Here is a 21,469-nt window from a genome sequence, read left to right as displayed (position 1 = left end):
TGCGGGCCGGCGTGGGGCCCGGTGGTTACTTCTGTTCGCTCTGCGGGGTGACCCGCAGCACTTCCTCGATGGTGGTCAGACCCGCCGCGACCTTCTGCGCGCCGGACAGGCGCAGGCTGCGCATGCCGTCCTTGAACGCCGCGCGGCGCAGGGCGATGAGGTCGGTGTCGGCGGTGATCAGCGGCTTGATGCTGTCGTTCAGCAGCATGATCTCGTAGACGCCGGCGCGGCCCCGGTAGCCGGTCTCGCGGCACTCCAGGCAGCCGACGGCGCAGTGCGCCTGGGTCGGCAGCGGCGCGTTCCAGGGCTTGGTCAGGCTCTGCCAGTCGTCCTCGTCCAGCGCCACCGGCGCCTTGCAGTGCGGGCACAGGGTGCGCACCAGGCGCTGGGCCATGACGCCGAGCAGGGTGGCCCTGAGCAGGTAGTGCGGCACGCCCAGCTCCAGCAGGCGGCTGATAGCGCTGGGCGCGTCGTTGGTGTGCAGGGTGGAGAGCACCAGGTGGCCGGTGAGCGCCGCCTGGATGGCCATCTCGGCGGTCTCCAGGTCGCGGATCTCGCCGACCATGATGATGTCCGGGTCCTGCCGCATCAGCGCGCGCACGCCGCTGGCGAAGGTCAGGTCGATGTTGTGCTGCACCTGCATCTGGTTGAAGGCGCCCTCGATCATCTCGATCGGGTCTTCGATGGTGCAGACGTTCACCTCTTCGGTCGCCAGCTGCTTGAGGGTGGTGTACAGCGTGGTGGTCTTGCCCGAGCCGGTGGGGCCGGTGACCAGGATGATGCCGTTGGGCTGGCAGGTCATGCTCTCCCAGCGGCGCAGGTCCTCCGGCGAGAAGCCCAGCTGGTCGAACGACTTGAGCAGCACCTCCGGGTCGAAGATGCGCATCACCATCTTCTCGCCGAAGGCGGTGGGCAGGGTCGACAGGCGCAGCTCGACCTCGCCGCCGTCCGGGGTGCGGGTCTTGATCCGGCCATCCTGGGGCTTGCGCTTCTCCGCCACGTTCATCCGCCCGAGGCTCTTCAGGCGGCTGACCGCGGCCATCGTCACCTGCGGCGGGAACTGGTAGACGTTGTGCAGCACGCCGTCGATGCGGAAGCGCACGGTGCCGGCCTCGCGGCGCGGCTCGATGTGGATGTCGCTGGCGCGCTGCTGGTAGGCGTACTGGAACAGCCAGTCGACGATGTTGACGATGTGCGCGTCGTTGGCGTCCGGCTCCTGGTCCTGGGCGCCGAGGTTGAGCAACTGCTCGAAGTTGCCCACGCCGCTGATCTTCTGGTCCACCGAGGTGGCGCCGGTCACCGAGCGGGCCAGGCGGTAGAACTCGGTGGTGAAGCGCTGGATGTCCGCCGGGTTGGCCACCACCCGCTTGATCGGGCGCTTGAGCACGTGGGTCAGGTTGCCTTCCCAGCCATGTACGAACGGCTGGGCGCTGGCGATGGTCACCGTCTCGCTGTCCACCGCCACGGCGAGGATCTTGTGGCGCTGGGCGAAGGCGTAGGACATCAGCGGCGTCACCGCCGCCACGTCGATCTTCAGCGGGTCGATGCGCAGGTACGGCTGGCCGGCGAAGTTGGCCAGCCACACGGTGAGGCCTTCCAGGTCGTGCTTGCGGTCGGGCCGCTGCAGGTCGTCGATCTGCTGGGCGGCGATGAACTCCAGCGGGTGCAGCTGCGCGTTGCTCGACGCGCGGCGCAATACCATGCACTGCTCGGCCTGCTCCTGGGCGATCCGGCCCTGGGCCACCAGCTCGCGGAGGATGTCGTTGAGGTCGAGCCAGCGATCCTGGGCTGGCGAGGCGAAGGCGGACATGGAGCTCCCTTTTTGTTCTGACTGGATGCCCGCTGGGTGCGCGGGAGCGGCCAGGGCCGCTCCCACAAGTTCTGCTCCCACTGCGGGACGAGCAGCTTATTTCAGCAGCAGCTTCCAGGGTTTGAGCGTCGCCACAGTATGGGCCTGTGCCTGGCGAGCGGCCAGCACTTCGGCATCGTTGCCACGGCTGGCCAGGGCCTCCAGCTTGGCCAGTTCGCCGTACAGGCGGTCCAGCTCCGGCAGTTCGAGCGCCTGGCGGGCCAGGCGCAGCCAGGCCTGGATGCGCTCGATGCGCGGCAGCTGTTCGGCCAGCGCCTCGGGGAACTGCTGGTAGTGCTTCAGGCGCAGGCCCTCGGCCTCCTCGCCCAGCAGGGTCGGCAGCCAGTTGCCCAGCGCCGCCGCACCCTGGCGCTCGCCGCGCGAGTTGCGCCCGGCCGTCCAGCCGCGCTGCAGCAGCCAGCGCGACAGCTGCAGGGAGAGCAGGCCCCAGCGGTTGCCCTGCAGCTCGCCGGCGAACATGGCCGGCGCGTTGTGGCGCAGCGCCTCGTCGTCGCGGCCGGCGGCCAGGCGCGGGCGCCAGTCGGCCAGCAGGGCGTCCAGCGCCTCGCGCAGCTCGCGACTGGAGGCGCGCGGCGCGGCCTGGCCGAGGCTGCCGAGTAGGGCGCGCAGGTCGACCAGCTGTTGCAGCCACTGCTCAAGCAGCTTCCAGTGGCCGTTGAAGCGGTATTGCTCGGCCAGGCGCTGGCTGCTGCCGAGCAGGTGCCAGGCGAGAGCGGCGAAGGCGTCGTCCAGCGCCATCTCGGCGTGCAGCGCGGGCGGCGGCAGGCTCAGGCTGTAGCTGGCGGAGTCGAACAGGCGGTAGCCGCGCTCGGCCTTGCTGATGTCGCAGGGCATCAGCGGCAGGTCGGCGGCCAGCTCGCAGGCCAGTTCCAGCAGGGCCGCCGGCTCGCCTTCGCGCAGTTCCAGTTCCAGTTCGCAGATTTCTTCCTCGCCCTCGCCGGCGACCACCTTGCCCAGGTCCAGGGCCGCCTCGATCACCGTCTTGGCCTTGCCGCGGCCCCAGGCGATCTCCGCCTTCTGGCGGACGAAATCGGTGGTGAAGATCGGCTGCAGGCTCTTCTTGTCCAGTTCGGCCAGGCTGGCCGGCCAGCAGTCGTCGCCAAGCAGCTTGAGGTCCAGCTTGGCCTTCTTCAGGTACCAGTCCCACTCGTTGCGCTCGGACAGCCCGGCCACGCTCTGGCCGCGACTCTTCAGGGTCTGGATGTACTGCTCGCCGTCGCGGCGCAGGCGCAGGGCGACGCGGGCGCCGGCCAGGTCGCGGGCCGCCGTGTCGAAGTACTGGTTGAACAGCTCGTGGGTCTGCCAGCCGGACTTGTTGCGCTTCTTCAACAGCGGGTGGTCGCGCAGGGCGGCGAGGGTTTCGCGGCTGGCGCGCAGCTTGATCTCGGTTTCTTTGTTCATGCGGGTTTCGTCGGTTGCGGCTGTTGTGCCTGGCGGGAATGGCGCGTGCTGATGAGGGTAGCGCCCTGGCGGGGCTCGATCAGCTCCGAGGCGTAGCGGGTGACGAACAGGTGGTCGTCGGGAATGTCCTTGTTGACAAAGGCGGCCGCCGCGATGGTGACGTTGTTACCGATGCGCAGGTCGTGGCCGATGATGCAGGCGTTGGCGCCGACGGTCACGTTGTCGCCGATCAGGATGGGCGCGCTGTCGTCGTTCTTCTGGCCGATGGTGGTGTTCTGGAAGATGCTGAAGTTCTTGCCGATCACGGCCTTGCGGGTGATCACGATACCCACCGGATGAGGGATGAACAGCCCTTCGCCGATCTGCGCGCCGAGGGCGATCTCGATGCCGAAGCGCTCGGCGATGCGGTCCGCCAGGCGCTCGGCACGCTTGCGCAGGAACTTCGAGCGGCTGCTGTGCAGGTACTGGGCGAAGCGGAACCAGAACAGGTAGCGGTAGCGCGAGCGCTGCACGTACTTGGCGCGCAGCCGGCGCCAGGAGAAGCGCTTGTGGGCGCCGCCCAGCAGCTCGATGTGCCAGTAGCGCCTGAGTTGTTGGAAAGTCATCGCTGGTTGATCCGCCTCTGTCTCGTCGCCACGCCGCCCCGAGCCGCCAGTGTACAGGGCAACGCCGGGCTGGGTAGGTGGCTGGGGCTGGAACGAAGAGGCCGCCCGGGGGCGGCCTCGTCGCGTGGCGCCGGCGGCGCCTACACGAACAGCTGCACGCCCAGCCAGAACAGGCCGGCGGACAGCAGGATGGTGGCCGGCAGGGTCAGCACCCAGGCCATCAGGATGTTGCGCACCGTGCCGAACTGCAGGCCGCTCTTGTTGGCGACCATGGTGCCGGCGACACCGGACGACAGCACGTGGGTGGTGGACACCGGCAGGCTGTAGACGTTGGCCAGGCCGATGGCGATGGAGGCGGTGATCTGCGCGCTCATGCCCTGGGCGTAGGTCATGCCCTGTTTGCCGATCTTCTCGCCGACGGTCAGCACCACACGCTTCCAGCCGACCATGGTGCCGATGCCGAGGGCCAGGGCCACGGCGAAGATCACCCAGGTGGGGGCGTATTCGGTGGTGGCGGTGAGGTCCTTGCGCAGCTTGTCCAGGTCCGCCTTCTCGCGCTTGGGCAGGTTGTCCAGCTTGCTGACGCGCTTGGCGGTGTCATCCAGGCAGAGCAGGTAGCGGCGCACCTGGGTGCGTTTCTCGTGATCCATCTGGTTGTAGTCGGTGACGCCCTGCAGGTCGGTCATCAGGGCGGCGATGGTCGCCTCGGTCAGCTTGGCGTCGCAGCGGAACTGCTTGGGCAGTTCGGTGTTGCCGGGCTTGCCCAGCGACAGGTACTCGCTCAGCGCGTCGTGGTTGCGCTGGTAGAACTGCTGCAGGTGGACGGTGGCGTCGCGGGTGCGTTCGATCTGGTAGGTGGTGCTGTTCAGGTCCAGCACGAACTTGGCCGGGACGATGCCGATCAGCACCAGCATGATCAGGCCGATACCCTTCTGGCCGTCGTTCGAGCCATGCACGAAGCTCACGCCCATGGCCGAGATGATCAGCACCATGCGGTTCCAGAACGGCGGCTTCTTCTTGCCCTTGATCTCCTTACGGCTCTCGGGCGTCTCATGCATCTTCGATTCCGCGAAGGCGCGGCGCAGGCCGATCAGGATCAGGCCGGCCACGGCGAAGCCGGCCAGCGGCGACAGCAGCAGGCTCAGGCCGATGTCGATCGCCTTCTGCCAGTTCACGCCGTCGGCCAGGGAGATGTGGGTGAGCAGGGCGTTGGCCAGGCCGACACCGAGGATCGAGCCGATCAGGGTGTGCGAGCTGGAGGCCGGGATGCCGAAGTACCAGGTGCCCAGGTTCCAGGCGATGGCCGCGGTCAGCAGGGAGAACACCATCACCAGGCCGTGGCTGGTGTTGACGTTGATCAGCAGCTCCACCGGCAGCAGGTGGACGATGGCGTAGGCGACGCCGACGCCGCCCAGCACCACGCCGAGGAAGTTGAAGATGCCGGAGGCGATCACCGCCAGGTGCGGCGGCATCGCCTTGGTGTAGATCACCGTGGCCACCGCGTTGGCGGTGTCGTGGAAACCGTTGATGAATTCGAAGGCCAGGACAAAGGTCAGAGCCAGGATCAGGCTGATGGCAACCCACACATCCAGCCCGCTGAATAGTTCGAACATGACGTTTTCATGACCGCAAAAGGGGCGCGAAGTATGCCAGATGACAGCGGCTTCTGCTCGAACGGTCGTTTCGGCTCATGTCGGCCCGGACGAAAGGTCGAATCCCGACCGCGTTTGCAGGGCGCGCCCGCGTCTCTATGATGGGGGCCAGATCATGGAGATTCCTATGCCGCTTCCCTCTCTGCAGGACCAGCTCGCCGCACTGATCGCCACTCCCTCGGTCAGCTGCACCCAGCCCCACTGGGACCAGTCCAACCGCCCGGTGATCGAGCTGCTGGCGGCCTGGCTGGGCGACCTCGGTTTCGCCTGCGAGATCCAGGACGTGGCGCCGGGCAAGGCCAATCTGCTGGCGACCCTGGGCAGCGGCCCCGGCGGCCTGGTGCTGGCCGGCCACAGCGACACCGTGCCGTTCGACGCCGCGTTGTGGCGCAGCGACCCGCTTCGGCTGACGGCGGAGGGCGACCGCTGGGTCGGCCTCGGCGTCTGCGACATGAAGGGCTTCTTCCCGTTGGTGATCGAGGCGGTGCGCGGCCTGCTCGACCACCCGTTCCGCCAGCCGCTGCTGGTGCTCGCCACCTGCGACGAGGAAAGCTCCATGGACGGCGCGCGCGCCCTCGCCAGGGCCGGCCGGCCGCTGGGCCGCGCGGCGGTGATCGGCGAGCCGACCGGGCTCAGGCCGGTGCGCCTGCACAAGGGCGTGATGATGGAGCGCATCGACATCCTCGGCCAGAGCGGCCACAGCTCCGACCCGAGCCTCGGCCACAGCGCCCTGGAGGCGATGCACGACGCCATCGGCGCGCTGCGCGACCTGCGCGGCCAGTGGCAGCGCGAGTTCAGCAACCCGCAGTTCGGCGTGCCGCAGCCGACCCTCAACCTCGGCTGCATCCACGGCGGCGACAATCCCAACCGCATCTGCGGCCAGTGCTCGCTGGAATTCGACCTGCGCCCGCTGCCGGGCATGGACCCGGAGCAGCTGCGCGAGGCCATCCGCGGCAAGCTGCGGCCGCTGGCCGAGCGGCACCAGGTGAAGATCGACTACGCGCCGCTGTTCGCCAACGTGCCGCCCTTCGAGCAAGCCGCCGACAGCGAACTGGTGCGCCTGGCGGAAAAGCTGACCGGGCATGCAGCCCAGTCGGTGGCATTCGGCACCGAAGCCCCGTATCTTCAGCAACTCGGCTGCGAGACCATCGTCCTCGGCCCGGGCGACATCGCCTGCGCCCACCAGCCGGGGGAATTCCTCGAGCTGGCGCGCATCGAACCGACCGTGGCGCTGCTGCGCCAGCTGATCCAGCACTACTGCCTGTAACCCGTCCGGCCCACAAGGGGAGCACCGATGTTGCGACGACGCTAGACCGACCTTCTTCTCCGCTGGTGGAGAGGCAAAACATCGCTCGTCCGTCCTTGCTCACAGGCTTCTCAATGCACGACTACGTCAACTGGCTTCGCCACGCTTCGCCCTATATCAACGCCCACCGGGACTGCACCTTCGTGGTGATGCTGCCCGGCGACGGTGTGGAACATCCGAATTTCGGCAACATCGTCCACGACCTGGTGCTGCTGCACAGCCTCGGCGTGCGCCTTGTGTTGGTGTACGGCTCGCGCCCGCAGATCGAGGCGCGCCTGGCCGAGCGCGGGCTGATCCCGCACTACCACCGCGACCTGCGCATCACCGACGGGCCGACCCTGGATTGCGTGATCGACGCGGTCGGCAGCCTGCGCATCGCCATCGAGGCGCGCCTGTCGATGGATATGGCCGCCTCACCGATGCAGGGCTCGCGCCTGCGCGTGTCCGGCGGCAACTTCGTCACCGCGCGGCCGATCGGCGTGGTCGACGGCATCGACTATCACCACACCGGCGAGGTGCGCCGGGTTGACCGCAAGGGCATCGGCCGCCTGCTCGACGAGCGCAGCATCGTGCTGCTGTCGTCGCTCGGCTACTCGCCCACGGGTGAAATTTTCAACCTGGCCTGCGAGGACGTCGCCACCCGCGCCGCCATCGACCTGCAGGCCGACAAGCTGCTGCTGTTCAGCGCCGAGCGCGGCCTGCTCGACGACAGTGGCAAGCTGGTGCGCGAGCTGCGTCCGCAGCAGGTGCCGGCGCACCTGGCGCGCCTGGGCAGCTGCTACCAGGCCGAGCTGCTCGACGCCGCCGCCCAGGCCTGCCGGGGCGGGGTCAAGCGCAGCCATATCGTCAGCTACATGGAGGATGGCTCGCTGCTCACCGAGCTGTTCACCCGCGACGGCGGCGGCACTCTGGTCGACCAGGAGCAGTTCGAGTCGCTGCGCGAGGCGACCATCGAGGACGTCGGTGGCCTGATCGAGCTGATCACTCCGTTGGAGGACCAGGGCATCCTGGTGCGCCGCTCCCGCGAGGTGCTGGAGCGGGAGATCGGCCAGTTCAGCATCGTCGAGCGCGACGGGCTGATCATCGCCTGCGCCGCGCTCTACCCGATCGCCGACTCTGAGGCCGGCGAGCTGGCATGCCTGGCGGTCAACCCGGAGTATCGTCACGGCGGCCGTGGCGACGAGCTGCTCGAACGCATCGAGGAGCGGGCCAGGGCGCTGGGGCTGAAGACCCTGTTCGTGCTCACCACCCGCACCGCGCACTGGTTCCAGGAGCGCGGTTTCGAGTCCAGCGGCGTGGAACGCCTGCCGGCCGCGCGCGCCTCGCTGTACAACTACCAGCGCAATTCGAAGATATTCGAGAAGGCCCTGTAGGGGCTCCGGTGTGCACGGTGCACCCCACGGTAGGGCGGGTGAAACACGCGATGGTGTCGGTCACGCGGGTTGCACCCGCCCTACGTGACCGCGGGCAATAACGAAGAGCCACGAGTTCCGACGTCGCCGGAGACCGTAGGAGCGAGCTCTGCTCGCGAACATCAACGGCGAAAGGCTTCGCGAGCAGAGCTCGCTCCTACGGATGTGGCGGGGTGTCAGGCGCTGCGGCGCTGGTGCTGCTTGAACTGCTCGTTGCCGTCGTCCCAGCCGGCCTCCCAGGCGGCGGCCAGCACTTCGGCGGGGTAGGGCTGGGCGTGCTGGGGCTGGCCGGTGAGGCCGGCCATGTAGCCTTGCTGGTAGGCCTTGTTCAGGCTCTCCAGGCTCCAGTCGTGATTGTCTGCTGCGGGCGTCATGGCGGTTTGCCAATACGGGTTTCCACACAGGCTAGCCCGTGGCAGGGCGGTCGGCGTGCCGCTGGTCAGGGCCGAACGGTCGTCGTGGCGGATTTGTGACGGGCTGCCGCAAAGAAACCCTGCTTTCCGCCAGGTCATTGATTGCAGAGCCTTTGCCGCGCGCCGGTGTTCCGGCGCGCGGCCTTCACACGCTGATGCCGAGGATGCTCGCCTGGTACGCCGCGACGAAGGTGTCGAAGTCGCCGGCCGGGGCCCGTTCCAGTTCCTCCTGCTCGGCCAGCGACTGGCTCGCCGCCGCTTCGAACGCCGCCCGCTCCTCCGCGCTCAGCGGCCGGGCGCGGAAGGCCTCGGCGTGGGCCTTGCTCTGGCGCAGGGCGAACTGGCGGAAGCTTTCGCCGGTCGCCTGCAGCTCGGCCAGCACCCGCGCCGAGGGCGTCAGGCTGGTGTCTTCCACCTTGCGTCGCTGCAGGTGCAGGGCGGTCTGGTAGGCGTCGCCACCATGGGCGCGGTCGAGCAGGGCGGCGATGGGGGCGAAGGCGTCGAGCAGCTCGCCGGCCCAGGTCCGCAGTTCCACCTGTTGGCCGTCGCGCTGCAGGTGCAGGTTCGGGCGGCGGCCTTCCTTGACCGTCTTGAGGAAGTTCTCGGTGCAGGAGCAGCATTCGCCGCTGGCCAGCAGCGGGCTGTCGGCCAGGGCGCAGAACAGGATGAAGGCGTCGAGGAAACGCGCCTGGTCCAGGTCGATGCCCAGCGGCAGGTAGGGGTTGATGTCCAGGCAGCGCACTTCCACGTACTGCACGCCGCGGCTCATCAGGGCCTGGATCGGGCGCTCGCCGGAGTAGGTGACGCGCTTCGGGCGGATGCTCGAGTAGTACTCGTTCTCGATCTGGATGATGTTGGTGTTGAGCTGCAGCCACTCGCCGCTGGCGTCCTTGGTGCCGATCTCGGCGTAGGCCGGGTAGGGCGTGGCCACCGCCGCGCGGAGGCTCTCGGTGTAGCTGGCCAGGTCGTTGTAGCAGGGCGTCAGGCCGGACTGGGCGCTGCTCTGGTAGCCCAGGTCGCTCATCCGCAGGCTGGTGGCCCAGGGCAGGTAGAGGGTGTCGGCGTCGAGCTGCTGCAGCTGGTGCGGGCGGCCGCGCAGGAAGCTGGCGTCCAGCGCCGGCGAGGCGCCGAACAGGTACATCAGCAGCCAGCTGTAGCGGCGGAAGTTGCGGATCAGCGCGATGTAGGCGGCGGACTGGTAGTCGCGCGGGGCCTGGGTGTCGCCGTCGAGCTTCTGCAGCAGCGGCCACAGGCCCTCGGCCAGGCTGAAGTTGTAGTGGATGCCGGCGATGCACTGCATGGTCTTGCCGTAGCGCAGGGCCAGGCCCTGGCGATAGACGTACTTCAGGCGACCGATGTTGGAGCTGCCGTAGCGGGCGATCGGGATGTCCGCCTCGTCCGGCAGCAGGCCGGGCATCGACGGGCTCCACAGGTACTCGCCATCGAGTCGGTCGGCGGCGAAACGGTGGATGCGGTCGAGATCGGCCAGGGTGTCGGCCGGGTCCGGCTCGGCCGGGGTGATGAACTCCAGCAGGGCCTCGGAATAGTCGGTGGTGATCTGCGCGTGGGTCAGCGTCGAGCCCAGTGCGCGGGGATGCGGCGTCTGCGCCAGCCGGCCGTTCGCGTCGACGCGCAGCGTCTCGCGTTCGATGCCGTGCAGGCACCGGGTGAGCAGGGGCAGGTGGGCGGCCTCGCCGAGCAAAGCCAGGCGGCGTTCGATGCGATCGCTCAAGATTCTTGTTCCTTCACTCGACGGTCGCCCCTATATGGGGGTGGAGCCGCCACACTGCAAGTGGGGTACGGACGGACGCTGTCGCCTGACCGGAAGGGGAGGATGCGCCGCCCGGGCGCGCGGCGCAATCCTGAAGCTGTGGGAGAGGGGCCGGGGGTGAGGGTGGTTGGGCGCGACTCATTGCGCCCTCTCCCAAGAGGAGAGGGCTTGTGCGCAGCCATGGCTTATTTGCAGATGAACGTGGCCTGGGCTGTGGCGATCAGCTTGTCGCCCTGTTCCACCCGCGCCTCCAGCACGTGCACCTTGCGCCCGGCGTTGAGCACGCGGGCGTGGCAGACCACCTCGCCGGCCTCGACGCCGCGGATGTAGTTGACCTTGCACTCCAGGGTCATGCTGCCGGCCTCGCCGCCGAACAGGCTGTGGCTGGCCTGGCCGAGGGCGGTGTCGATCAGCGAGTAGAGCGCGCCACCGTGCATGCGTCCGTGCAGGTTGAGCAGGTGCTCCTGCATGCTCATGCGCAGCACGGATTCGCCGTTCTCGGCCTTCTCGATGCGGATGCCGAGCAGCTTGCTGAAGTTGCTGTCCTGGCCGACCGGCGACGCTTCACTCATGGCTCACTTCCTCAACTGCTTGGCGTTGGCGAACAGCGCGGCCATGGCGGCGTTGGCCGGGGCCGGCTTGTCCTGGCTGGAGTGGCGCTCGCTGCGCGGCTGGTTGCCACCGTTGCCACGGTTACCGCCATGGGACTGCCCGCCCCGGGATTGCCCGCCACGCGGACCATCGACCTTCTCGCCGGGGGTGTCGCTCATGCGCATGGACAGGCCGACGCGGTTGCGCGGGATGTCCACTTCCATGACCTTCACCTTGACGATGTCGCCGGCCTTGACCACTTCGTAGGGATCTTTCACGAACTTCTCGGAAAGCGCGGAGATGTGCACCAGGCCGTCCTGGTGCACGCCGATGTCGACGAAGGCGCCGAAGTTGGTGACGTTGGTCACCACGCCCTCCAGCACCATGCCCGGCTGCAGGTCCTTGAGGCTTTCGACGCCGTCCTGGAACTCGGCGGTCTTGAACTCCGGGCGCGGGTCGCGGCCGGGCTTGTCCAGTTCCTTGAGGATGTCGGTGACGGTCGGCAGGCCGAAACTCTCGTCGGTGAAGCGCTTGGGATCGAGGCTGCGCAGGAAGCTGGAATCGCCGAGCAGCGAACGCACATCGCGGCCGGTGTCGGCGGCGATGCGCTGCACCAGCGGGTAGGTCTCCGGGTGCACGGCGGAGGCGTCCAGCGGGTTGTCGCCGTTCATCACGCGGAGGAAGCCGGCGGCCTGCTCGAAGGTCTTCTCGCCCAGGCGTGGCACCTTCTTCAGGTCGGCGCGGGAGGCGAAGGCGCCGTTGGCGTCGCGGAACTGCACGATGTTCTGCGCCAGGGTGCCGTTGAGGCCGGAGATGCGCGCCAGCAGGGCGGCGGAGGCGGTATTGACGTCGACGCCGACGGCGTTCACGCAGTCCTCGACCACCGCGTCCAGCGAGCGCGCCAGCTTGAGCTGCGACACGTCGTGCTGGTACTGGCCGACGCCGATGGATTTCGGGTCGATCTTCACCAGCTCGGCCAGCGGGTCCTGCAGGCGGCGGGCGATGGACACGGCGCCGCGCAGCGACACGTCCATGTCCGGGAATTCGCGGGCGGCCAGCTCCGAGGCGGAGTACACCGAGGCGCCGGCCTCGGACACCATCACCTTGGTCAGCTTGAGGCCCGGCAGCTTCTTGATCAGGTCGCCGGCCAGCTTGTCGGTCTCTCGGCTGGCGGTGCCGTTGCCGATCGAGATCAGGTCCACCGCGTGCCTGGCGCACAGCTTGGCGAGGATGGCCAGGGTGCCGTCCCAGTCGTTGCGCGGCGCGTGCGGGTAGACGGTGGCGGTTTCCAGCACCTTGCCGGTGGCGTCGACCACGGCCACCTTGCAGCCGGTGCGCAGGCCCGGGTCCAGCGCCAGGGTGGCGCGCGGCCCGGCCGGAGCGGCCAGCAGCAGGTCGTGCAGGTTGCGGGCGAACACGGTGATCGCCTCGTCCTCGGCCTTCTCGCGCAGCTCGCCGAGCAGGTCGGTTTCCAGGTGGGTGTAGAGCTTGACCTTCCAGGTCCAGCGCACCACCTCGCCCAGCCACTTGTCGGCGGCGCGGCCGCGCTGCTCGATGCCGAAGCGCTCGGCGATCATCAGCTCGCAGGGATGCATCGTGCCCGGCGCCTCGTCGCCGACCTTGAGGCTGGCGCCGAGGATGCCCTCGTTGCGCCCGCGGAAGATCGCCAGCGCGCGGTGCGACGGCACGCCCTTGAGGGCTTCGTCGTGCTCGAAGTAGTCGCTGAACTTGGCGCCCTCGGCCTCCTTGCCGGCGACCACGCGGGCGCTGAGGGTGGCCTCGTTCTTGAGGAAGGAGCGCAGCTTGTCGAGCAGGCTGGCGTCCTCGGCGAAGCGCTCCATGAGGATGTACTTGGCGCCTTCCAGCACGGCCTTGACGTCGGCGAAGCCCTTCTCGGCGTCGACGAAGCGCGCGGCCTCGGTTTCCGGGTTCAGCTCGGGATTGCCGAACAGCGCGTCGGCCAGTTCGCCGAGGCCGGCCTCCAGGGCGATCTGGCCCTTGGTGCGGCGCTTCTGCTTGTACGGCAGGTAGAGGTCTTCGAGGCGGGTCTTGGTGTCGGCCTCGTTGATCTCGCGGGTCAGTTCGGGGGTCAGCTTGCCCTGTTCCTCGATGCTGGCGAGGATCGCGGCGCGGCGCTCGTCCAGTTCGCGCAGGTAGCGCAGGCGCTCTTCCAGGTGGCGCAGCTGGGTGTCGTCCAGGCTGCCGGTCACTTCCTTCCGGTAACGGGCGATGAAGGGCACGGTGGAGCCTTCATCGAGCAGGGCCACGGCGGCGGCGACCTGTTGCGGGAGGACGCCGAGCTCGGCGGCGATACGCTTGTTGATGCTATCCATGAACCCTACCTGACAGAAGAACCACGCCGGTGCCGACGCGAAAGCGCCGCATTATAAACACCGGGTCGGAAAGCATTGGGAACCGTTCGGGGAAAAATCTGCTAACAATGGACGGGCCGCCGCAACCCGGCACTGGGCGATAATGCCGCCCCACCTGGACCGACAGGAGAGAACATGAGCAGCACACCCGCCGCCGAAGGCGAAAAGATCCTCATCGTCGACGACGACCCTGGCCTGCGCCGCCTGCTGGAGCGTTTCCTAAGCGAGCAGGGCTACCGCGTGCGCGCCGTGGAGAACGTCGAGCAGATGGACCGCCTGCTGGCCCGCGAACTGTTCCAGCTGCTGGTGCTCGACCTGATGCTGCCGGGCGAGGACGGCCTCTCCGCCTGTCGCCGCCTGCGCGAGGCGAACAACCAGATGCCGATCATCATGCTCACCGCCAAGGGCGACGAGGCCAGCCGCATCCAGGGCCTGGAGGGCGGCGCCGACGACTACCTGGCCAAGCCGTTCAACCCGCGCGAGCTGCTGGCGCGGATCAAGGCCGTGCTGCGCCGCCAGTCGCCGGTGGTGCCGGGCGCTCCGGCCAGCGAGGACGAGACCGTCACCTTCGGCGACTACGAGCTGTCCCTGGCGACCCGCGAGCTGAAGAAGGGCGACGAGGTTCACATGCTCACCACCGGCGAATTCGCCGTGCTCAAGGCACTGGTCCAGCACGCCCGCGAACCGCTGACCCGGGACAAGCTGATGAACCTGGCCCGTGGCCGCGAATGGGATGCCCTGGAGCGCTCCATCGACGTGCAGATCAGCCGCCTGCGCCGCCTGATCGAGCCGGACCCGTCCAAGCCACGCTATATCCAGACCGTCTGGGGCGTGGGCTACGTCTTCGTGCCTGATGGCAACAAGTAGGGGCGAGCGCCGCTCGCGAAGCTCCAGCCTGGCCTGATTCGCGAGCGGTGCTCGCTCCTACGAGATGTTCCCGCGCGCCATGAAAACCCCCCTCTGGTTTCCACAAAGCTTCTTCGCCCGCACGCTCTGGCTGGTGCTGGTCGTCGTGCTGTTCTCCAAGGCGCTGACCCTCGTCTACCTGATGATGAACGAGGACATGCTGGTGGACCGCCAGTACAGCCACGGCGCGGCGCTGACCCTGCGCGCCTACTGGGCGGCCGAGCCCGAGGACCGGGCGCACATCGCCGAGGCGGCGACCCTCACCCGGGTCTCGGCCGACAAGGTGCCGGCCACCGAGCAGCACTGGCCCTATTCCGAAGTGTTCCTGCGCCAGATGCAGTCCGAGCTGGGCGCGGACACCGAGGTGCGCGTCCGCGTGCAGAGCCCGCCGGCGCTCTGGGTGCGGGCGCCCAGCCTGGGGCCGGACTGGCTCAAGGTGCCGCTCTATCCCTACCCGCTGCGCGGGCAGCGGATCTGGAGCGTGCTCGGCTGGTTCCTCGGCATCGGCCTGCTGTCCACGGCGGCCGCCTGGATCTTCGTCGGCCAGCTCAACGCGCCACTCAAGCGCCTGGTGTTCGCCGCCCGGCAGTTCGGCCAGGGGCGCAGCGTGCGCCTGCCGGTGAGCGACACGCCGAGCGAGATGACCGAGGTGTACCGCGCCTTCAACCAGATGGCCGAGGACATCGAGCAGGGCGCGCGCGAGCGCGAGCTGATGCTGGCCGGCGTCTCCCATGACCTGCGCACGCCGCTGACCCGACTGCGCCTATCGCTGGAAATGCTCGGCGGCGACGTCGAGATGACCGAGGACATGGTCCGCGACATCGAGCACATGGACACCATCCTCGACCAGTTCCTCGCCTTCATCCGCGACGGCCGCGACGAGCGGACCGAGCCGCTGCTGCTCGACGAGCTGGTGCGCGAGGTGGTGGCGCCCTACAACCAGCAGGAAGACCGGGTGCGCCTGTGCCTGGAGCGGGTACCGGCGTTCCCGCTGCGCCGGGTGTCGATCAAGCGCCTGCTGGTCAACCTGCTGGACAACGCCCTGCGCTACGGCGGCCAGAACGTCGAGGTGGTGACCAGCCTGGCCGGGGACGAGAGCGCGCCCTACGTGGTGCTCAGCGTGCTCGACCGCGGCCCCGGTATCGCCCAGGAGGAAATGGGCGAGATCTTCAACCCCTTCATCCGTGGCGACCGCGCCCGTGGCGGCAAGGGCACCGGCCTGGGGCTGGCCATCGTCAAGCGCATCGCCGCCCTGCACGGCGGCAGCGTGGAGCTGCGCAACCGCTCCGGCGGCGGCCTGGAGGCGCGCATCTGCCTGCCGCTGGGCCTGCTGCTGCCGCGCGACGCCAGCTAGGCTGCATCAACCCCTCTCCCTGCGTGGGTGAGAGTTTTCCAGGCAATTCCGAGTGGCTGGCGGCACCCTCACCCCAGCCCTCGGCTTTGGCATCCTGCGTCGCCCTACCTCCTGCATCCATGCAGTCGTCTCCCAAGGGGAGAGGGAGCTTCAGCCTCTGCCCCTGGTCCGGGTCTGCCCCGGCATGGCGTTCTTCTCCAGATACTGGATGATCATGCCGGCCACGTCCTTGCCGGTGGTGGTCTCGATGCCCTCCAGGCCCGGCGACGAATTCACCTCCATCACCAGCGGCCCGTGGTTGGAGCGCAGGATGTCGACCCCGGCCACCGACAGCCCCATGACCTTGGCCGCGCGGATGGCAGTCATCCGCTCTTCCGGGGTGATCTTGATCAGGCTGGCCTCGCCGCCGCGGTGCAGGTTGGAGCGGAACTCGCCGGGCTTGGCCTGGCGCTTCATCGCCGCGATCACCTTGTCGCCGACCACAAAGCAGCGGATGTCGGCGCCGCCCGCTTCCTTTATGTACTCCTGCACCATGATGTTCTGCTTCAGGCCCATGAAGGCCTCGATCACCGACTCGGCGGCCTTCTCCGTCTCGCACAGCACCACGCCGATGCCCTGGGTGCCTTCCAGCACCTTGATCACCAGCGGCGCGCCGTTGACCATCTGGATCAGGTCGGGAATGTCGTCCGGCGAGTGGGCGAAGCCGGTCACCGGCAGGCCGATGCCCTTGCGCGACAGCAGTTGCAGCGAGCGCAGCTTGTCCCGCGAGCGACTGATCGCCACCGACTCGTTGAGCGGAAACACCCCCTGCATCTCGAACTGGCGCAGCACGGCGCAGCCATAGAAGGTGACCGAGGCGCCGATGCGCGGGATGACCGCGTCGAAGCCCTCCATGGGCTTGCCGCGGTAATGGATCTGCGGCTTGTGACTGGCGATGTTCATGTAGGCGCGCAGGGTGTCTATCACCACCATCTCGTGACCGCGCTGCACGCCGGCTTCCACCAGGCGACGGGTCGAATAGAGACGCGGGTTGCGCGACAGAATGGCGATCTTCATTGGGCACCGGAGGCGAGAGGGAACTGGGGTTTGTCTTGGACGTAGGTGAGCGCGGGGTTGACCACCAGCTGGCCGTCGATCAGAGCGTGGGCGCCGAGCAGCACGCGGTAGCGCATGGTCTTGCGGCAGGCCAGGGTGAAATCCACCGCCCAGCTGCGATCACCCATGGCCAGCGTGGTGGTGATCACGTAGCGGGTCTGGGCCTGGCCGTTGGAGCTCTTGATGGTCTTCACCGTCACCACCTTGGCCTCGCACGGATGGCGGCGCTGCACCAGGGTGCCGAAGTGGGCGGTGAAGCGCACCCAGCGCACGCCGTCGCGCTCGAAGGGCACGATGTCACTGGCGTGCAGGGTCGAGGTGCTGGCGCCGGTGTCGATCTTCGCGCGCAGGCCGATCATGCCCAGTTCGGGCAGGTTGATCCACTCGCGCAGGCCGATCACAGAGAGATGGTCGAAAGTCTTCAATGCAGGCTTTCCCGGGAAATTCGCAGGAGTTTAGCTGTGCCATGTGACAACGGCATCAGGCAAGATTCGAACCTTGATCGACAAGATTTCGCGGAACGAGCATGAGCGACAGAGACGACGACAAGGTGCGCCTGGACAAGTGGCTGTGGGCCGCGCGCTTCTACAAGACCCGCTCGCTGGCCAAGGAGGCCATCGAGGGCGGCAAGGTGCATTGCCGGGGCGAGCGCTGCAAGCCCGGCAAGGAACCCAGGGTGGGTGACGAGTACGTGATCCGCGCCGGCTTCGACGAACGGACCGTGGTGGTGCGGGCGCTATCCGTGGTGCGCCGCGGCGCGCCCGAGGCGCAGCTGCTCTACGAGGAAACCGCCGACAGCATCGCCCGCCGCGAGGAGGCCGCCGCCCTGCGCAAGGCCGGCGCGCTGGGCGTGCAGACCGAGGGCCGGCCGAACAAGAAGCAGCGCCGGCAGATCCTCGGCCTGCGCGACTGACTCAGCGCCGCTGCAGCACGCCCCAGCGGCCCACTGCCGGCAGCCGCTGCAGCCAGGGCAGCAGCGGCTGACTGCAGCGCTCCAGGCCGGCGGCGACGAAGCCGGCCAGCGGCGTGCAGTAGCCCCAGGCGAAGGCCAGTGCGGCCAGCAGCACGCCACCGACGGCGACGTCCTCCAGCCAGTGCGCGCCGGCCATCAGGCGCGGCAGGGTGCAGAACAGCACCAGGGCCTGGCTGGCCCACAGCTTCCAGCCGCGGCAGAAACAGGCCATGAACAGGCCCCAGACGAACAGCACCGAGGCGTGGTCGCCGGGGAAGCTGCGGCTGGAACGGTCCTTCACCTCGAAGACTCGCTCCAGGCCGGGGAAGGCGTCGCTGAGCCGATAGCTGCCGGGGATCAGCTCCGACGGACTGGCGTGCTGCCAGTGCATATGCCCGACCAGCTTGCTGAACATCGTGCGCAGGAGCACCAGGATCAGCATCAGCGCGAGCACGTGGAACAGCGCGCGGCGGCTCTCGGCGCCGCGGAACGCCCAGCCGTGATGCAGAAGCAGGGCGAGCATCAGCGCACCGACCAGGATGTCCCACAGGCGCGTACTGCACAGCGCCCACAGGGCATCCCACAGGGCGCTGTGGCCGAGGGTGCCGTGCAGGGCCAGGAAGAAATGGGTGCCGGCCTCGCGCCACACCTGGCGACCGGCCTCTGGCACCCAGCTCGCCAGCAATGCGAGGGCCAGCAGGTGCAGACCGAGGAACGCCGGCCATCGCCAGGCGGCCTGGATGCGTGGGGTTTTGTCCATGAGATACCTCTTCCTTTAGTTACGGGGGCGAGGGGCGTTTCTAACGGCCCTTCAACGGATTGTCATGCTTTTCGGATGAGCGTCATGTCTGGCCGCGACTTCACCCGGCGTCCCCGGGTGTCCGGGCGAGGCGGAAGCCGATGGTGCCGGCCCGGTCCCCGGCCGGCGAGCGGTAGCGGGCGCCGGCGCGCAGGAGCGAGTCGACGTTGTACCAGGAGCCGCCACGGAAGACCTTGTTGGGCTCCTTGACGAATCTGCCGCCTTCGATGCGGGCGATATCGCTGCAGTCGCGGGTCCAGGCGCTGCCATCGGACGGTGCGCCGGTGTAGTCGTCGTGCCAGCAGTCCTGGACCCACTCCCAGGCGTTGCCGTTCATGTCGTGCAGGCCGAAGCCGTTGGCCTGTTTCTGGCCAACCGGGTGGGGTTGCCCACCGCTGTTGCCGCTGTGCCAGGCCAGGGTGCCCACCTCGTCGCCGCCGCAATGGGTGTGCTGGCCGCCTGCGCGGCAGGCGTATTCCCACTCGGCCTCGGTCGGCAGCTGCCAGCCCTCGCCGTGGACGAGATTCAGCCAGTCGATGAAGTCCTGGGCATCGTTCCAGCTGACATGCACCACGGGGGCGTCATCGCCCCAAGCGTTGCGGGCACGGAATTCGTTGCTCAGCAGCTCCTGGCGTCCGGCCGCAACGACGAACTGCATGAACTGCCCCAGGGTGACTTCGGTGACGCCGATCTGGAAGGCGGGGACGTGTACGGGATGCTGCGGACTCTCGCTGTCGTCGGCGGCGAACAGGAAACGGTCCTGCTCGGCTGCGGCACACTCATCGGTGGTGCAGGCACCCATCAGGAAGTCGCCGGCGGCGATGGTCTGCATCCTGATGCCCAGCGGTCCGCCCTGTTCGTCGGGAAGGTCAGGGGCGCAGCCGTACAGGATCAGGGCTGTGGCTATCGTCAGCAGCGGGGCGCAGCGGCGGCTCATGGTGCGCTCCGGCTGTCGATGGGTGTGCGGGCGAGACGGAAGCCCAGCGTGTCGTACTGGGAGGCTGGAAACGCGTGGCTGCGCCAGGCCGCACGCACGACGAAGTCGTAGGTGTCCCAGCTGCCTCCGCGATAGGTCCGGGCGACGAAGGGGCTGTTGTCGTCGCAAGGTGCGTTCCGGGCGCTGCCGTCGGCCGGGGCATTCCGGTAGCTGTCGTGCCAGCAGTCCTGGACCCACTCCATGGCATTGCCGCTCATGTCGTACAGGCCGAAGGCATTCGGCCGCTTGCCGGCGACCGGCTGCGCCAGTCTCAGCGGCGAGTTGCCCGGGCCGCTGTTGCTGGTGTACCAGGCCACCGCGCCGGCGTCGTCGCTGCCGCAGTATCTGTGCTGGCCGCCGGCACGGCAGGCGTACTCCCATTCCGCCTCGGTCGGCAGTCTCCAGCCGCCGCCGTGATGTTCGTTCAGCCAGGCGATGTAGGCCTGGGCGTCGATCCAGCTCACTGCGACCACCGGCACCTGGTTGCCGCGGCGGTTGTATTCGAGGAAGCGGTCATTCACCAGATCCGTGCGTCCGGCCTCGGCGAGAAAGGTCTTGTACTGGCCGAGGGTCACTTCGGTCCGGCCCATTTGGAAGGGCGCCACCTGTACCCGTCGCTGCGGCATTTCGTTGTCGTTGGCCTTGGGGTCTGGGTTCGGGCATCCGTCGCCCGCGCAGGAGCCCATCAGGAAGCTGCCACCGGGAATGTCCAGCATGTCGACGGGATCGGCGGCGTGGGTCGCAGCGCAGCAGAGGCTCAGTGCGAGCGGGGCGCAGCGGCGGATGAGGCTGGGCATGACAGCTCCTGATGAAAGGGTGCAACCGTGGGCCGTGGCGCCGAAGGCTGCCACTGGGGAAGGTTCGCTTGGAGGTAGGCGACATTGTCCCTAGAATTGTGCCCTTCATTGTGCGAGCGCTGTCGCGTTATATCGCGGCGGTACGCTTGCCAGTCATTGTCATGCCCTGCGCGGTTCCCGTCATGCCTACCTACGATTTCACCCAGCGTTTCCTCTTCGATGACACCGACGTCCGTGGCGAAATGGTCAGCCTCGCCGAGAGCTACCAGCACGTGCTGGCCAAGCATCCCTACCCGCAACCGGTGGCCCAGCTGCTCGGCGAGATGCTCGCCGCCGCCGCCCTGCTGGTCGGTACCCTGAAGTTCGAGGGGCTGCTGGTTCTCCAGGCGCGCTCTTCCGGCCCGGTGCCGCTGGTGATGATCGAGTGCTCCAGCGAGCGCGACGTGCGTGGCATCGCCCGTTACGACGCTGAGGCGGTGGATGCCGGCGCCGGTCTGCGCGAGCTGATGCCGGACGGCGTTCTGGCCTTGACTATCGACCCCGCCAGGGGCCAGCGCTACCAGGGCATCGTCGAGCTGGAGGGCGACAGCCTGGCCGACAGCCTGACCGCCTATTTCGCCACCTCCGAGCAGTTGCCGACCCGCTTCTGGCTGCGTGCCGACGGCCAGCGCGCCCGCGGCCTGCTGCTGCAGCAGTTGCCGCCGCACCACCAGGCCGAGCCGGAGGAGCGCCAGGAGAGCTGGAACCACCTGCTGACCCTGGCCGATACCCTGACCGCCGAGGAGCTGCTGGGACTGGACAACGAGACCGTGCTGCACCGCCTCTATCACCAGGAGTCCGTGCGCCTGTTCGAGCCCAGCCCGCTGCAGTTCCGCTGCAGCTGCTCGCGCGAGCGCTCGGCGAGGGCCCTGGTCAGCATCGGCCAGGCGGATGCCGAGGCTCTGCTGGAGGAAAGCGGCGGCCAGGTGGAAGTCGACTGCCAGTTCTGCAACGAGCGCTATCTGTTCGACGCCAGCGACGTCGCCCAGCTGTTCGCCACCGGCGACAGCCAGGCGCCGTCGACGACCCGTCACTGACGCCCATAGCCTGGCTCTATCGAAAGCATTCATGGACAAGAGGCTGCCAAGAACCTCGCTTTTCTGGCATACTCCCGCGACTTTTTTATCGATGTAGTGCGTTACGTGGCTCACTACACAA

General features: G+C 68.2%; 19 protein-coding genes. 6 read left to right on the top strand and 13 right to left on the bottom strand.

The genetic code is table 11. From position 1 onward, the window contains the following. Window positions 1-25: 25 nt before the first annotated feature. The 4 genes from N5D30_RS12935 to N5D30_RS12920 form a co-directional block, all read right to left on the bottom strand. Window positions 26-1,810, bottom strand: a complete 1,785-nt coding sequence (locus N5D30_RS12935) for a GspE/PulE family protein (RefSeq protein ID WP_220815991.1) — start codon at window positions 1,808-1,810, stop codon at window positions 26-28. Between the two features lie 96 nt (window positions 1,811-1,906). Continuing rightward, window positions 1,907-3,271 carry a CYTH domain-containing protein gene (locus tag N5D30_RS12930; protein ID WP_279909316.1) on the bottom strand — a complete coding sequence of 455 codons (1,365 nt, stop codon included), beginning with the start codon at window positions 3,269-3,271 and terminating at the stop codon, window positions 1,907-1,909. Then, window positions 3,268-3,876 carry a serine acetyltransferase gene (locus N5D30_RS12925; RefSeq protein ID WP_279909315.1) on the bottom strand — a complete coding sequence of 203 codons (609 nt, stop codon included), beginning with the start codon at window positions 3,874-3,876 and terminating at the stop codon, window positions 3,268-3,270. The genes N5D30_RS12930 and N5D30_RS12925 overlap by 4 nt, the downstream gene beginning before the upstream one ends. Before the next feature lie 140 nt (window positions 3,877-4,016). Next, entirely contained in the window at window positions 4,017-5,489 is a 1,473-nt protein-coding gene (locus N5D30_RS12920; protein WP_279909313.1) for an inorganic phosphate transporter, read from the bottom strand. A gap of 166 nt (window positions 5,490-5,655) precedes the next feature. Here N5D30_RS12920 and argE point away from each other — a divergent pair, with 166 nt between their 5' ends. Together argE and argA are read left to right on the top strand one after the other, a co-directional pair. Next, window positions 5,656-6,795 carry an acetylornithine deacetylase gene (argE, locus tag N5D30_RS12915; protein ID WP_220815987.1) on the top strand — a complete coding sequence of 380 codons (1,140 nt, stop codon included), beginning with the start codon at window positions 5,656-5,658 and terminating at the stop codon, window positions 6,793-6,795. Window positions 6,796-6,908: 113 nt separating this feature from the next. Then, complete coding sequence (argA, locus tag N5D30_RS12910; protein WP_279909312.1) at window positions 6,909-8,207, top strand: amino-acid N-acetyltransferase; 1,299 nt, start codon at window positions 6,909-6,911, stop codon at window positions 8,205-8,207. A gap of 215 nt (window positions 8,208-8,422) precedes the next feature. On the opposite strand, the gene N5D30_RS12905 is transcribed toward argA, so the two are convergent. From N5D30_RS12905 to N5D30_RS12890, 4 genes are all read right to left on the bottom strand, one after another. Further along, on the bottom strand, window positions 8,423-8,620 hold the full coding sequence (locus N5D30_RS12905; protein WP_220815985.1) for a ribosome modulation factor: 198 nt from the start codon (window positions 8,618-8,620) through the stop codon (window positions 8,423-8,425). Between the two features lie 184 nt (window positions 8,621-8,804). Then, entirely contained in the window at window positions 8,805-10,391 is a 1,587-nt protein-coding gene (gene gshA / locus N5D30_RS12900) for a glutamate--cysteine ligase (protein ID WP_279909311.1), read from the bottom strand. Between the two features lie 224 nt (window positions 10,392-10,615). Continuing rightward, window positions 10,616-11,002 carry a PaaI family thioesterase gene (locus N5D30_RS12895; RefSeq protein ID WP_279901598.1) on the bottom strand — a complete coding sequence of 129 codons (387 nt, stop codon included), beginning with the start codon at window positions 11,000-11,002 and terminating at the stop codon, window positions 10,616-10,618. 3 nt (window positions 11,003-11,005) lie between these two features. Further along, complete coding sequence (locus N5D30_RS12890; protein WP_279909310.1) at window positions 11,006-13,354, bottom strand: Tex family protein; 2,349 nt, start codon at window positions 13,352-13,354, stop codon at window positions 11,006-11,008. Window positions 13,355-13,528: 174 nt separating this feature from the next. Between N5D30_RS12890 and ompR the strand changes: the two genes are divergently transcribed. Both ompR and N5D30_RS12880 read left to right on the top strand, forming a co-directional pair. Then, the gene (gene ompR, locus N5D30_RS12885; protein ID WP_220815703.1) at window positions 13,529-14,260 is read left to right on the top strand and encodes a two-component system response regulator OmpR; all 732 of its coding nucleotides are present in this window, start codon (window positions 13,529-13,531) and stop codon (window positions 14,258-14,260) included. 79 nt (window positions 14,261-14,339) lie between these two features. Then, window positions 14,340-15,653: an ATP-binding protein gene (locus tag N5D30_RS12880; RefSeq protein WP_220815704.1), complete on the top strand. Its 1,314-nt coding sequence runs from the start codon at window positions 14,340-14,342 to the stop codon at window positions 15,651-15,653. A 150-nt stretch (window positions 15,654-15,803) separates the two neighbouring features. On the opposite strand, the gene rimK is transcribed toward N5D30_RS12880, so the two are convergent. Continuing rightward, the gene (rimK, locus tag N5D30_RS12875) at window positions 15,804-16,709 is read right to left on the bottom strand and encodes a 30S ribosomal protein S6--L-glutamate ligase (protein ID WP_220815705.1); all 906 of its coding nucleotides are present in this window, start codon (window positions 16,707-16,709) and stop codon (window positions 15,804-15,806) included. Next, complete coding sequence (locus N5D30_RS12870) at window positions 16,706-17,140, bottom strand: ATP-dependent zinc protease (protein ID WP_279909365.1); 435 nt, start codon at window positions 17,138-17,140, stop codon at window positions 16,706-16,708. The genes rimK and N5D30_RS12870 overlap by 4 nt, the downstream gene beginning before the upstream one ends. A 134-nt stretch (window positions 17,141-17,274) precedes the next feature. Between N5D30_RS12870 and N5D30_RS12865 the strand changes: the two genes are divergently transcribed. Next, a complete protein-coding gene (locus tag N5D30_RS12865) occupies window positions 17,275-17,661 on the top strand; it encodes a S4 domain-containing protein (RefSeq protein ID WP_279909309.1) in 387 nt (128 codons plus the stop codon). A gap of 1 nt (window position 17,662) precedes the next feature. Here the strand turns inward: N5D30_RS12865 and N5D30_RS12860 are convergent, their stop codons facing one another. From N5D30_RS12860 to N5D30_RS12850, 3 genes are all read right to left on the bottom strand, one after another. After that, window positions 17,663-18,460, bottom strand: coding sequence for a phosphatase PAP2 family protein (locus tag N5D30_RS12860; protein ID WP_279909308.1), 798 nt, complete (start codon window positions 18,458-18,460; stop codon window positions 17,663-17,665). 100 nt (window positions 18,461-18,560) lie between these two features. Beyond that, a complete protein-coding gene (locus tag N5D30_RS12855) occupies window positions 18,561-19,436 on the bottom strand; it encodes a formylglycine-generating enzyme family protein (RefSeq protein WP_279909307.1) in 876 nt (291 codons plus the stop codon). Next, the gene (locus N5D30_RS12850; protein WP_279909306.1) at window positions 19,433-20,272 is read right to left on the bottom strand and encodes an SUMF1/EgtB/PvdO family nonheme iron enzyme; all 840 of its coding nucleotides are present in this window, start codon (window positions 20,270-20,272) and stop codon (window positions 19,433-19,435) included. Before N5D30_RS12850 ends, N5D30_RS12855 begins: the two co-directional genes overlap by 4 nt. 182 nt (window positions 20,273-20,454) lie before the next feature. Here N5D30_RS12850 and hslO point away from each other — a divergent pair, with 182 nt between their 5' ends. Beyond that, entirely contained in the window at window positions 20,455-21,348 is an 894-nt protein-coding gene (hslO, locus tag N5D30_RS12845) for an Hsp33 family molecular chaperone HslO (protein WP_279909305.1), read from the top strand. The last annotated feature ends 121 nt before the right edge of the window (window positions 21,349-21,469 follow it).

This window comes from Pseudomonas sp. GD03875 (assembly GCF_029840585.1).
GTDB lineage: Bacteria > Pseudomonadota > Gammaproteobacteria > Pseudomonadales > Pseudomonadaceae > Aquipseudomonas > Aquipseudomonas paralcaligenes.
The sequence above is the reverse complement of the archived record's forward strand: the minus strand, read 5'-3'. Positions and strand labels throughout refer to the sequence as shown.

Bases quoted from the DNA above. Each gene is read 5' to 3' on its own strand.
- N5D30_RS12935 (WP_220815991.1), bottom strand. From the start codon at position 1,810: ATGTCCGCCTTCGCCTCGCCAGCCCAGGATCGCTGGCTCGACCTCAAC.
- N5D30_RS12930 (WP_279909316.1), bottom strand. From the start codon at position 3,271: ATGAACAAAGAAACCGAGATCAAGCTGCGCGCCAGCCGCGAAACCCTC.
- N5D30_RS12925 (WP_279909315.1), bottom strand. From the start codon at position 3,876: ATGACTTTCCAACAACTCAGGCGCTACTGGCACATCGAGCTGCTGGGC.
- N5D30_RS12920 (WP_279909313.1), bottom strand. From the start codon at position 5,489: ATGTTCGAACTATTCAGCGGGCTGGATGTGTGGGTTGCCATCAGCCTG.
- argE (WP_220815987.1), top strand. From the start codon at position 5,656: ATGCCGCTTCCCTCTCTGCAGGACCAGCTCGCCGCACTGATCGCCACT.
- argA (WP_279909312.1), top strand. From the start codon at position 6,909: ATGCACGACTACGTCAACTGGCTTCGCCACGCTTCGCCCTATATCAAC.
- N5D30_RS12905 (WP_220815985.1), bottom strand. From the start codon at position 8,620: ATGACGCCCGCAGCAGACAATCACGACTGGAGCCTGGAGAGCCTGAAC.
- N5D30_RS12895 (WP_279901598.1), bottom strand. From the start codon at position 11,002: ATGAGTGAAGCGTCGCCGGTCGGCCAGGACAGCAACTTCAGCAAGCTG.
- N5D30_RS12890 (WP_279909310.1), bottom strand. From the start codon at position 13,354: ATGGATAGCATCAACAAGCGTATCGCCGCCGAGCTCGGCGTCCTCCCG.
- ompR (WP_220815703.1), top strand. From the start codon at position 13,529: ATGAGCAGCACACCCGCCGCCGAAGGCGAAAAGATCCTCATCGTCGAC.
- N5D30_RS12880 (WP_220815704.1), top strand. From the start codon at position 14,340: ATGAAAACCCCCCTCTGGTTTCCACAAAGCTTCTTCGCCCGCACGCTC.
- rimK (WP_220815705.1), bottom strand. From the start codon at position 16,709: ATGAAGATCGCCATTCTGTCGCGCAACCCGCGTCTCTATTCGACCCGT.
- N5D30_RS12865 (WP_279909309.1), top strand. From the start codon at position 17,275: ATGAGCGACAGAGACGACGACAAGGTGCGCCTGGACAAGTGGCTGTGG.
- N5D30_RS12860 (WP_279909308.1), bottom strand. From the start codon at position 18,460: ATGGACAAAACCCCACGCATCCAGGCCGCCTGGCGATGGCCGGCGTTC.
- N5D30_RS12855 (WP_279909307.1), bottom strand. From the start codon at position 19,436: ATGAGCCGCCGCTGCGCCCCGCTGCTGACGATAGCCACAGCCCTGATC.
- N5D30_RS12850 (WP_279909306.1), bottom strand. From the start codon at position 20,272: ATGCCCAGCCTCATCCGCCGCTGCGCCCCGCTCGCACTGAGCCTCTGC.
- hslO (WP_279909305.1), top strand. From the start codon at position 20,455: ATGCCTACCTACGATTTCACCCAGCGTTTCCTCTTCGATGACACCGAC.